The following is an 11,449-nucleotide window of genomic DNA, read 5'->3' as shown; positions in this document are numbered from 1 at the left end:
GAACAAGAGCATCCGGGAGTGGACCGAGCTGCTGGCCGGCGACGAGGTGCTGGCCACGGCCATCCTCGACCGCCTGCTGCACCGAGCGCATGTTCTCAACATCAAGGGGCGCAGCTATCGCCTGCGGGATCTGGAGGAGGCTCTCCAGCGGGCTCACGCTTGAGCCGTCGTAAAACTGGATGTCGCCTTATCTCGTAAATCTCGGTGTCGCTTGACAAGAGGGCAGCGACACGACAGGTTCCAAACGGAGTTCAGGCAGGAAGCAATGAGGCACGACAAGCCATCGGGGGATCCTGCCGATGGTTTGTGGTGGCATTACATGGGTTCTGGGCAAAGGCAAGGCAGCCCTCGTAACGCTCTTCCCCCCTTCAGGGGTGCGTTGGGAATACACCAGAGCCCCATCAATCCCGCGCAGGCGGGTTCAGGCGGCACTGTATCCGTCGCGGGTTGAGTCCCAGATGATCGTGCGGCCTCCTCCCGGTTCGTCAACCAGCACCTGGACCCTCCGGCCGTAGCCTGCCGTGCGCGAGGCCACCTGGACGGCAGCCTTGATGGCCTCGGGCACGGTGGGGCAACGGGCGACGATGATCTCGCTGCTGACGACCACCCACAGGCCACCGATTGGCTGTATCACAAAATAGTCGTCCACCGCCCTGCCCCGCAAGACGGGCTGAGATATCGCGGCCGCAGGCTCGATCAAGGCTCCCGGAGCAGAAGACGGCCGCACGCGATGGGATGGCGTGGTGGCGAAGTCGCTGGACGAGGACGGCATGCTCGAGGGACAGGAAGACGCCGACGTCCCCGTCCAATGGATTGCGTGCCCGCGAAGGCGATCACCAGCAGCGGCCAGAAGCCCTCGATCCCGGGAAAGCCCAGCCCGGTCGCCGCCATCAGGAAACTGGCAGCGCGCAAGGCGCGACGCCTTGGGATCCGGTAAGCGAGCAGCCCGATGGCGAGCGTCAGCAGGGCGGCACCCAGCAAGGTCGCGGTCGAGATGACCCCAACACCGAAGGCATCGTAGTCGAGACGTGAGAGATGGAGTGGCAGCAGGATCGCGACGTAGCCGTCACAAAAGGCAGGAAGGACCGTACCCAGAGAACCCGGTAGATGTCAGGTGCAGGCTCCTGGTGGCTTCGGCTTGGCGTTCCCTGTTTCGCATCGGCTCCCAAGGGAGGGCCTCTCAGCGGTGGTCAGGAGATCCGTTCCACGGCGCTCCGCCTCCGGCAGGGTTGGTCCACAGAGGCGAAGCACCGGGATGTGGTGGACGGCTATACCTTCCGATCGGTCGTTCCGGTGCCGTTGGAGCGCGTGCCGCGCTCGTCCTCGACGTCCACTTCGGTCTTGCGCACGGTGTCGGAGATCGTTTCGGTACGCTGCTCGGCCTGCTTGCGGACCGCAACCTCTTCGACCACACGGGCTTCCTTGGAGACCACGGCCTCCTCGCTGCGTTCCTCCACCTCGATTGTGCGCTCCTGGAAGGGATCGCCGGCAATGGCGCCAGCCTGCGTGGTGCCGGACACCGGACGCCGCTCCACCTCCACGTGCTCCTCGCGCAGGCTCACCTGCTCACTGACCGGCCGCTCGACCACGTAGGAACGAACACGCACGCGGCCGTGGCTCACGTCGCGCTTGCCGACGTGCAGCTCCTCCTCCGCGACCGGGATCATCTCATCCCCTTCGGAGATACGCTCCGAGGATGTGCTAATCGGGGCCGCACCCAATGCGGATCCGGTGCTGGTCGTGCCGGAAGCGCCCGTGGCCAGATTGGCCGTGCTGCCGGACAGAACATCCGAGGTGCCCGTCCAACCTTCGGAGCGCCACGAGCTGGAGCGCTCGTCGATGTCGATGGTGCCTTCGTCATCAAGGATGTCGATCACCCGCTCGTAATCGGCATCGCTGGCCTGCACCGACACCAGGTACCCGCCGCGGCGCAGTCCCTCGGCATAGGTGTGGCGATCCTCGTCCGGCAGGAACAGATCGCGCAGCGACTCCCACAGGCTGTTGCTGGCCTCAGGGAACGACTGCGTGCCCGTGCCGCTCGAGGTGCCGGTGTCCTGCTCGCTGGGTGTCAGGCGGATGCCGTCACCAACCTCCGGCTCGTGGATCCTGTAGTCGTTCCGGAACTCATCGGGATATCTCCTCCTCTGGGGCTGGGGTATCGGGAGCCACTCGCTCCACGATGGCGCGCTGCTTGCGCAGGGTGACCGGCACCTCGGCGGTCTCTGTCGTGACGCGGCGCCGGATGTGCCGTTCCTCCTTGAGAACGAGGCGCTTCTCGACGACGAGCACCTCCTCGACGATCGGAAGGATCGTCACGTCGCCTTCGGTTCGGATCTCGGGTGCGGTCTCGACCATCCTGTCGATTGGCACGCGGGTGACCTCCACGCTCTCCCGCTGCACGTCCGCACGGGCGAGTTCCTCAATGGTTTCGGTGACCGTTTGCACGCGCACGCGCCCCTTCACGACCTCCCGCTTGCCGATGCTGGCGGTCTCCTCAACGAGCGGGATGACCTCCTCGGAGTGGGTGTGAGCGCCGGTCCTTAAGGACTCATCGAGAACGGGAATGTGCTCCTCGTCGGCCGCGTGCATGCCCGTCGGTGTTGTTGGGATGGCCATTGCTACTCTCAGGTGAACCGAGGCCAACGGGTTCTGGGCATGGGAGTTCCGTGACGCACGGGTGTGAGCACGGCGGTGCCCAAGGATAAGGCGTGGCAATGTCCGGCCTCAAACAATGCAGTCCTGCTGAACCTTTCGCAGATCAAGGGGTTGGCTGCCCAGCAGGAGCCCCGCCATGAGCGACATTCATCATCCCGATACCCCGCGCAACCGCGGCGACAGTGACGCCCCTCACATGAGTCCCGTCACCCCGTCCGAGGACGCCCGCACCATCATGCTCAACAAGGTGACCTGGGGCGCCGTGTTTGCGGGCGTGGTGGTGATGCTCGTCACGCAGCTCATCCTCAACCTGCTCGGCATCGGCATCGGCGCCGCCACCCTCGACCCTGCCGCCGGCGCAGCCGAGAACCCGTCGGCCTCGTCGTTCTCGATTGGCGCCGGCATCTGGTTCCTGCTCTCCGGCATCCTGGCCTCGCTCGCGGGCGGCTACGCTGCGGGTCGCCTGGCTGGCAAGCCCAAGGAGTCCACCGCAGGCTGGCACGGTCTCACCGCCTGGGCGCTGACCACGCTGGTGATCTTCTATCTGCTCACCACCACCGTGGGCGGCCTTCTCGGCGGCGCCTACCGCACAGTGACCAGCGCCTTAGGTAACGTCACCCAGGCGGTTGGCTCAACCGCCCAGACCGCCGCCCAGGTGGCGGCTCCCAACCTGGCCGGCGCGGCGGACCCGTTTTCCTCGATCGAGCAGCGGATCCGGGGTGCCACCGGTGGTAACGATCCTGCGGCGCTGCGCGATGCGGCCATCGCCGCCGTCAGGGCCGCCGTGACCGGCAACGAGCAGCAAGCAGCGGATGCGCGCAACCGGGCCGCCGACGCCATCGCCCGGGCCCAAAACATCCCTGTCGATCAGGCCCGTACGCAGGTGCAGCAGTATGAGCAGCAGTACCGTCAGTCCGTCGATCAGGCCAAGCAGCAGGCCACGGAGGCGGCCGATGCCGCCTCCAGTGCCGTTTCCACGGGAGCGCTTCTGGCAGCTCTCGGCCTGATCCTCGGGGCCGTGGCTGCATGGTTCGGCGGGCGCATGGGCACGGTCGAGCCCACCATCACGGCCCGCCTGGGCCTGAACCGCGCCGCCGTGACCGAGCCCGCGGTCCACACCGGGACCACCAGCACCGTCGTCGAGACGGATCGTACGCCCCACAATCCATCTTCCACGAAGACAGGCAACACGCGCTCGACCTGATACCCCAGAGCCGGAGGAGGCTCTCATCCGCAGAACCCGCAACCGACCGCAGATGGTGGCGGAGAGGTGTGCTGTGCCAGCATCGAGGCTTTCGGAGGATGCCACCTGCGATGCAGATCATCCAGGCGACCTCACTGAACGCGGTTGGCTCGACGTCCTCGCCCGGCTGGCCCATTCCCTGCGCGAGGACGGCATGTGGCTCAGGTCGGCCGGTGTCGCGTTCTGTGCCATCTTTGTCGCGATCCCCGGTGCATCGGTCGCGATGGCCGTCTTCGGGCTCCTAGCCAATCCGGACGCGGTGCATCGCCCGATCGAAATGCTTGGCGGCCTCGTGCCTGGCAATGCCACCCTGTTCCTGGCCGATCAGATGCAGGCTGTCGCGCGCACCTCGCGCATGCAGCTTGGGGCTGGGCTCGGCGGTGGCCTTATCGCCGCGCTGTGGGGAGCTTGGTCGGGAGCCTCAGGGCTCATCGCTGCCCTCAACGTTGCCTACGGGGAGGAGGAGGCCCGCAGCTTTCTGCGCCGGGCATGGGACGCGTTCGTGGTCGCGTTGGCTGCCGGATTGTTCATGGTGCTGGCGTTCGCCGTGGTCGCCATGGTCCCTCTCGTTCTCAGCTTGGTGCCGCTCAGTCCAGCGATGCAAACCGCTGCCTCCATTGCTCGATGGCCGGCACTCGCCCTGCTGTGCATTGCTGCCCTTGGGATGCTCTACCGCTTTGCCCCGTGCCGGCGGGCTGCCAAGTGGCGCTGGGTGAGCCCCGGCGCGGCGGTTGGGACAGCCTTGTGGCTGGTGTGCTCCACCGGGTTTTCCTTCTACGTCTCGCACTTTCCTTCATACAACCAGACCCTGGGACTGCTCGGGATCATCATGATGCTGCTGACCTGGTCTTATCTGAGCGCCTTTGCCGTGCTGCTTGGAGCCGAGCTGAACGCCGAGCTCGAGCGGCAAACCTCCCGAGATACGACCACGGGACCGGCCCGGCGCCTGGGCGAGCGTGGTGCCGCTGTCGCCGACACGAAGATCCAAGCAGCGGAAAAACGGGGGTGAGAAGTCCATCGCGGAATGCATGCCACTTGGAACATCTCGAAGGTCGACACGTTCGCTGGCACGGCTGGGCTCTGGCGGCGAGGCTTCCATGGACGAGGATCAGGCAACTGATGGCGTTACCTTCCTGGAAATCCTTCCTGGGAATAGAGATGATGTCTGCATACTTCAGACTTCGTGCAGGACCGGTTTACGGTCGAGACTCCACCATCAGGTGTCAGCGCCATTTGGCGGCGGTCCACCGTCCCGAACAGTCGATCCTCCCGGCCAAGGTCCATGTGCCGGAACCCGAGGCCCCCGCAAGATTGCCTGTCACGTCAACCTGGGCCCCGCGGCGTTGGAGGCTGGCCCGCACGCGCCCGCTGGGCTCCAACCCGCCAGTGACATTGGTCCTCGTCCGCCCAGAGGCGTTGCGGGCCACTCCATTCTCAACCACGACCGCATAATGATTCTTCCTCCGACAGGCGCCCTTCTCTGGAAGGGTCGTGACGGTCCAGCGCCCATCGAACTGCGACTGCGCCATGCCCGTGGTGCTGACCGGGATCAAGGGCGCGGCAAGGAAAAGGCTGAGCAGCAGGCGGTTCATGGCACGATCTCCCGTTGGCGTTCAGACACGGCCAGTGCGGCGATGCGGCCGTCGTCACCGCGATCCCGTCGCCGCTTGCCTGACTCGGGCGACTGACGGGACGATCACTTACCGATTGAGGACACCGGGGCGTCACTCATGATGGCCTGCGGTCCGCCAGGCGGTCGGGGTCTGGCCCGACCAGCGCCGGAAGGCCCGGGTGAAGGCGCTCGCTTCCGAATAGCCCAGCGCCGCCGCGATCTCGCCTAACGGCACCGTGGTGTGCCGCAACAACTGCTGCGCGATCTCGAACCGGATCTCGTTCGTGATCGTCCGATAGCCCATGCCATCGCCCTTCAGGCGGCGGCTCAAGGTGCGCCGGTGCATGGCGAGCAGTTCAGCAATGTCGTCGGCCGAACAGCGGTTGCTGGTCAGCCGCGTCCGCAGCAGCCTCCGAATCTCGTCGGAGAATTCGCAGCCTTGCGCGCCCTTCGATTGCTGGATCTTCTCATCCAGCATGGCCCGCAGCATCGGATCGGCCCCGGCAATCGGCAGATCCAAATCGCGGGCCGGAAAGACGATGCTGGCGCTTTCCCGGCTGAACCGGACCGGGGCTCGAAAATGGTGCCGATACAGCGCCTGATCTGCCGGGGCGGCCCGGGGCAGCAGAACCTCATCCGGCCGCCAGTCCGAGCCGCATAAGGTCCGCAGGATGTTGACTGTCACGCCCACGGCTGCGTCGAGGATCTGCTCCACGCTCCTGCTCTCCGCCTGATAGGTCGCATACGTGAGCAGGACCGTGCCGTCGCTGATCGTCAGCGACGGCACCACCGCCTGGTCCTGGACGCTCAGGTTCGAGACGAGGGCGCGCACGGCATCGCCGATGGTGCTTGATTGCCGCATCAGGCGGCCGACCAGACCCAGCGACTGGATGCTCGCCCGCCGGCCGACCAGCAGCCCGAAATGCGCGCAGCCCGTGCGGGCCACGCACAGGGTGTACAGCCGGCCCAAGGCCGCAAACGGGATCACGTTCATGCTGTCATCGAACAGGCGCGGATCGAGTCCCGCCGCCCGGATGACTGGCTCGGAATCGACGCCGAGTTCACACAGGGTCGGTCCGATTTCCTTGGAGACGCCGAGGTGGATATAGCCTGGGGCAAGCGTTCGCTCGCTTGCTGCCGGGACAGTGTGGGTGACCTGGCTTGGTGGCCGGCTGTCACCCGCTGTCAGACATTCGGTGCCATCAACTTGCTTCATGAGAACCTCATTCAGGTCGATCGGATGCCCTTACGCAATCAACCTGATGATGTCCCCGCATCCTCAGTCACACCTTCGTGCCAGGGGCGATCACCGCCCCTGGCCCAATCCATGCTGGAGATCTGGGATCAGACATGGCTCCATCAACAGCCCGACCAAGGCCTTCATTGGTGCGGATTGGAGCAGGTAATGTCTCTAAGTGTTAACACAATACTATCAGAACCACCAAGCTGCTCCATCAGGAAAAACCCGGAATTCCAGCCGGAAAACCCTAGAAATGGCGGATTAGATACAAAAAACCCTGCCCTTTGGAGGACAGGGTTTAGTTTTCTTTGCTTTGGAGGTATCCGAAAACATGCTCATTAGGCTTTGAAATTACTCTGAAGTCAAATCAACCAATACATCCGCTAGGGCATAGGCATGCACCCGGGACAGCAATACTGACAGAATAGCAGACCCATTCTGGTGTTATTCTTGAGCCTAGCCGGAACCCGTCACTGCCTCATAGTTGACCGTGCAACTCCTCACACAAGAGATACAAGTCTTTTTGAGAACAGGACTTCTTGGCCTCTTCGACGCCTGGGCCAAGCTGAACTTCAAGTTTGGCACCTAATAATCAGGTCATACAACAACGGAAAGGCACACGGTGGGGTTCGACGGCGCCACCGTTGGTCTGCTCGGGTCAAGCTAAGTAGTAGCGTATGTAGGTGCGAAGGTCCGCTCACCCCGCAAATGGGGAAGTAAGGCTAAGGTCAGCTAGGTGTCACAACCAGACCATCGGGATCGTTCGGCAGGCTTTTGGCCATTTAGATCTTCTGTTGATTTCCAGCCGAGTGCGTCTGTCATTTCTTGTCGGAGGCAGAACCAGCGGTGTTCGGATCTTGTTCTCGGGTCCTCCGCCAAGCCAGGAAGGCATCAAACAGGCGCTCGCGTGCTGCTGCGTCCAAGAGAGGGCAAACCCCTTGTGCCCCGGTAAACTCCTCAAATGCACGACGCTCTTCAGCCTGCTGGGCTCTGCGCGCGAGCAGGATCTCGGTCGGTCTGAAGCGTTTCCAACCAAGCGCCTGCTCGGCTGGATCAATTCCGTTACTGGCTGGCTTCTGGTTCTCGTCGAACCAGTAGGTTGAAAGAGCCTCACTTAAATCCGCCAGACGCTCGTATTGAGCGCTTCCCTCCGGCCAGTTGCGGAGAGCGAGCACACACGTGACTGCGATGGTCTCGACCTGTTGGCCCGGTTGGATAAGATTAGGATATTCTTCGCCGGAAAGCTGGCTTGGAGCATAATGGATGATAAGCTCCTCCAACGGAGAGGCGAGCGCCTCAAACGAAATGGGTACGAGGTGAAAGTCTCCGTCGGATGCGAATGCGAGAACGTCCTTCGAGGAATCTGAAGCGAGCAGAACCATTGCTTGGATCTCGTTCGAGCGGAGGTGCTGAAACGCTGTGATCCGATCAGAGCTCGTGAATTCCGGCTTGATTCCAAGCTTGTTGAAGATGAGGTGCGCCGTCAGAGAGCTGCCGCTGCCAGGCTGGCCGATGCCGATCTTACGCCCGTTGAGGTCATAAATGGTTGTGATGTCGCGTCGCGCCAAGATGTGCAGGCGCTGGCTTGGAACCCGGAAAAGGTAGCGAAGGTGCTCATGAGCACCCGCCCGCACCTGGCGAGGCAGGGACTCGATGGCATCGGTTGGGATGAGCGCGACATCAATGCCGGGATTATGGAGGAGCGTGAGAAGGTCTTTCTCTGGTCCCTGGCTCCGCCCGAGGCGGAGCCGGTTGCGCTCAAGGGCTGTGGCAAAGTCGAGGGCGAGGCGGTTATCAGCGCTTTCATCTCCACCCGCGACGATCGTGAATGGAGGCTGTTCGCGTGTCTGCACCGGAGCCTGGTGGGATGCAGCCTTCGAGACAGGCGGAGCGTGCTTGGGAGCAGCGACCGTGGCCCGCTCGACGGCGGACACGGTGTGCGGAACCTCGTTGGAGCACCCCTCCAAGCTCAAACAAAGAATTGCCGCCACGAGCAGCCCTACGGGACGAAACATGACAGTGCCCCCGGTGATCCCCAGCCCTGTCGTAGGTTCAGGAGCCATGTTGATCAGCGTGCGCTGTGCCGTCTACGGCGCTGGGCCACTTGGAAGGCAATCTTTCCCGTCATGGTTAATGGGCTGGAAGCGCAACCACTTACGCTGAGCAATCCCACAAAGGTCAGCTTGGGGTCGGTCAGCTTGGGGTCGGTCAGCTTGGGGTCAAAGGCGATGTAGAGCCAATTGAATGAGCGTCCGCTTGCCGCCGGAAGAGCGGGCCAAGGGACGACTTCCGGGAAGCAGTCAGCAATCCACGCCGGCAACATGTTACGAGCGATTGCGAGACCATCGAGCGGCCCTGAGATACCTCCGACTGTCCCACGGGAAGCTGGCCTTTCAAGCTTAGCTTCGTTGATCTCTTTTCCTGGACGAAGCAGCCGCAAAGACGCACCATCAGATCTCCCACGGGGACTACGGACATGAGCGGCTCTGGCAAGCCAAAGGTCCTGCGACGTCTGGCAGCCGTTCTTGCGGCTGATGTGGTGGGCTTCTCCACGCTCATGGGCGAGGATGAGGAAGGAACCCTCGCTCAGGTTAAGAGCCTGCGCCGGGAGATCATCGAGCCCAGGGCCGTCGAGCATCACGGGCGGATTGTGAAGACCACCGGCGATGGCTTTCTGGTTGAATTCAGCAGTCCAACCGAGTCTGTCCAGTGCGCCGTCGAGATGCAGGAGGCCCTTGCATCAAGAGCCGCAGACAAGTCAGCGCATCCGCTTCAGCTTAGGATCGGGATCAATCTTGGGGAAATCATCTTCGAAGAGGACGGGGACATCTATGGCGACGGGGTGAACATTGCGGCCCGCCTCGAGCAACTGGCTCAGCCGGGAGCCATCTGCATTTCGGCCAAGGTTTATGAGGAGGTCAGGGACAAGCTGCCCTACAGCTTCCAGGATCAGGGCGAGCAGCCGGTCAAGAACATCACTAAGCCGCTTCGGGTCTACAGCCTGTTTGGCAATGGCGTCGCAGCAACGCAAGCACGCCTGGCGGTGCCAGACCGACCGTCCATAGCCGTTCTTCCGTTTGATTTTATGAGCGAGAGCCGCGACGGCGAGTTTCTGGCCGATGGGCTCTCGGAGGACATCATTGCGGCCCTGTCGCGGATCCGCTCGTTTTTTGTCATCGCCCGCAACTCGACCTTCACGTACAAGGGGCGGGCTGTGAACGTGCAGCAGGTGAGCCGGGACCTGGGTGTCCGCTATGTTCTCGAGGGCAGCGTCCGGCGCAGCCGTGACAAGGTGCGCATCACGGCGCAGTTAATCGATGCGACCACCGGAGCACACCTCTGGGCGGACCGCTACGATGGCACAGTTGAGGACATCTTCGACCTTCAGGATCGGATTACGACCAGTGTCGTGGGTGCAATTCAGCCCTCAATCCGGGCAGCCGAGATCGAGCGAGCGCGCCGCAAGCGGCCGGACAGTCTCAATGCGTACGATTTGGTCATGCAGGCCCTGCCCTATGTCTGGTCCCTGGATGCCACTTCCAATGAGGTTGCCTCCCGGTTGCTCGATGAGGCGCTGAAGCTGGATCCGACCTATCCTCTGGCCCTGTCCCTTGCCTCCTGGTGTAGCGGACAACGGGTCATCTACAACTGGTCAACGAATCCTGAGAGTGACCGACGTGATGCGTTGGAGAAAGCGCAGTTAGCCGCAGGTTTGGCATCCGACGACCCCTTTGTTCTGACTGTCCTTGGTGCCGCTCACACGATCACCCGCGAGTTTCAGACCGCGCTTTACTTGCTCGAAAAAGCGTTGGTTCTTGACCCGAACTCAGCCTGGACGTGGAACCGTAGCGGATGGCTACGCACGTTCCGCGATGACCCAGAAACCGGGATCGCTCACTTCGAGAGGGCGATCCGCCTGAGTCCATTTGATCCCATGATCTTCAACTCCTATGCCGGAATCGGGGATGCTCACTTTGTGACCGGCCACTATGCGGAGGCAATCAGATGGCTCGAGAAGGCCCGTCTGGCTCATCCCAAAGCGGCTTGGATCAACCGATTTCTCGCTGCATCGTACGCATTGGATGGTCGACGGCAGGAGGCCGAGGCCTGCGTCCAACGGCTTCTCACAATGTACCCGGGTCTGACGGTGACAGCCGTGAAAGCCGCTCCTCCGTTCAGCCAAGAGGTCATCGCTCGCCTCTGTGAGGGGCTCCAACAGGCTGGTCTCCCGGAATGAACTTGATGATCTCGATGGCCGTCATGTCAATCGTGGATCTCATCGGACCTCCTGCTGATGCGACCCGCCAGAAGGTCAGCCGATGCGGCTCAGCTTCAGCGCGGTATACCTCTCGCTCGACCTTGGAAAGAACAGCCTCCACCCGATCGGCCTCAATGCATGGCATAATCTATAGGGCTGGAGATGATGCTGATGGGGACGGCTCTCGTATCGATTGCCTTTGGCCTGACAGCCAGCCTGTTTGCCACGGGCGCATCGGCCCAGGCGACCCTCAACAGCGTGAAGCAGAAGGGCGCCCTGACCTGCGGCTCGAACACGGGCCTCGCCGGTTTCGGCTAGATCCTCGGCACAGTGATTATGACCCTTTGGCGAGTGGCTCGAGAGGGGCGAGTTTAGGATAGGCGCGGCTCATTTTGGCCCGGGCCTTTTCGGTCGTGAACATCCAGGTGATGCGTGCGCCGC

The 11,449-nt window shown here is 62.8% G+C and carries 11 protein-coding genes and 1 pseudogene; 5 read left to right on the top strand and 7 right to left on the bottom strand.

Translation table 11 applies throughout. The annotated features are described in order from the left end of the window. Positions 1 to 142, top strand: a pseudogene (locus FS320_RS30120) (ATP-binding protein); the annotation flags it as partial. A gap of 279 nt (positions 143 to 421) precedes the next feature. Here the strand turns inward: FS320_RS30120 and FS320_RS30115 are convergent. The 4 genes from FS320_RS30115 to FS320_RS30100 form a co-directional block, all read right to left on the bottom strand. Further along, on the bottom strand, positions 422 to 649 hold the full coding sequence (locus FS320_RS30115) for a hypothetical protein (RefSeq protein ID WP_152715947.1): 228 nt from the start codon (positions 647 to 649) through the stop codon (positions 422 to 424). A 47-nt stretch (positions 650 to 696) separates the two neighbouring features. Beyond that, positions 697 to 981, bottom strand: coding sequence for a hypothetical protein (locus tag FS320_RS30110; RefSeq protein ID WP_152715946.1), 285 nt, complete (start codon positions 979 to 981; stop codon positions 697 to 699). A 287-nt stretch (positions 982 to 1,268) separates the two neighbouring features. Beyond that, positions 1,269 to 1,913, bottom strand: a complete 645-nt coding sequence (locus tag FS320_RS30105; protein WP_338105591.1) for a YsnF/AvaK domain-containing protein — start codon at positions 1,911 to 1,913, stop codon at positions 1,269 to 1,271. Positions 1,914 to 2,124: 211 nt separating this feature from the next. Beyond that, entirely contained in the window at positions 2,125 to 2,616 is a 492-nt protein-coding gene (locus FS320_RS30100) for a YsnF/AvaK domain-containing protein (RefSeq protein ID WP_244627484.1), read from the bottom strand. Positions 2,617 to 2,851: 235 nt separating this feature from the next. Between FS320_RS30100 and FS320_RS30095 the strand changes: the two genes are divergently transcribed. Both FS320_RS30095 and FS320_RS30090 read left to right on the top strand, forming a co-directional pair. Continuing rightward, on the top strand, positions 2,852 to 3,859 hold the full coding sequence (locus tag FS320_RS30095; protein WP_244627486.1) for a PhnA-like protein: 1,008 nt from the start codon (positions 2,852 to 2,854) through the stop codon (positions 3,857 to 3,859). A gap of 73 nt (positions 3,860 to 3,932) precedes the next feature. Then, a complete protein-coding gene (locus FS320_RS30090; protein ID WP_162003412.1) occupies positions 3,933 to 4,907 on the top strand; it encodes a YhjD/YihY/BrkB family envelope integrity protein in 975 nt (324 codons plus the stop codon). Between the two features lie 214 nt (positions 4,908 to 5,121). Here the strand turns inward: FS320_RS30090 and FS320_RS30085 are convergent, their stop codons facing one another. The 3 genes from FS320_RS30085 to FS320_RS30075 all read right to left on the bottom strand — a co-directional run bounded on the left by FS320_RS30085 (position 5,122) and on the right by FS320_RS30075 (position 8,765). Then, the gene (locus FS320_RS30085) at positions 5,122 to 5,490 is read right to left on the bottom strand and encodes a hypothetical protein (protein ID WP_152715942.1); all 369 of its coding nucleotides are present in this window, start codon (positions 5,488 to 5,490) and stop codon (positions 5,122 to 5,124) included. 132 nt (positions 5,491 to 5,622) lie between these two features. After that, entirely contained in the window at positions 5,623 to 6,726 is a 1,104-nt protein-coding gene (locus tag FS320_RS30080; protein ID WP_152715940.1) for an AraC family transcriptional regulator, read from the bottom strand. Between the two features lie 842 nt (positions 6,727 to 7,568). Further along, positions 7,569 to 8,765, bottom strand: a complete 1,197-nt coding sequence (locus FS320_RS30075; protein WP_192926361.1) for a TAXI family TRAP transporter solute-binding subunit — start codon at positions 8,763 to 8,765, stop codon at positions 7,569 to 7,571. A gap of 461 nt (positions 8,766 to 9,226) precedes the next feature. On the opposite strand from FS320_RS30075, the gene FS320_RS30070 reads away from it, so the two are divergent. Beyond that, positions 9,227 to 10,987: an adenylate/guanylate cyclase domain-containing protein gene (locus tag FS320_RS30070; protein WP_152715937.1), complete on the top strand. Its 1,761-nt coding sequence runs from the start codon at positions 9,227 to 9,229 to the stop codon at positions 10,985 to 10,987. A gap of 192 nt (positions 10,988 to 11,179) precedes the next feature. Further along, positions 11,180 to 11,326, top strand: a complete 147-nt coding sequence (locus FS320_RS30065) for a hypothetical protein (RefSeq protein WP_244627483.1) — start codon at positions 11,180 to 11,182, stop codon at positions 11,324 to 11,326. The last annotated feature ends 123 nt before the right edge of the window (positions 11,327 to 11,449 follow it).

This window comes from Microvirga tunisiensis (assembly GCF_009296175.1).
Classification (GTDB): Bacteria; Pseudomonadota; Alphaproteobacteria; order Rhizobiales; family Beijerinckiaceae; genus Microvirga; species Microvirga tunisiensis.
This window is presented reverse-complemented; position numbering and strand designations above follow the sequence as displayed.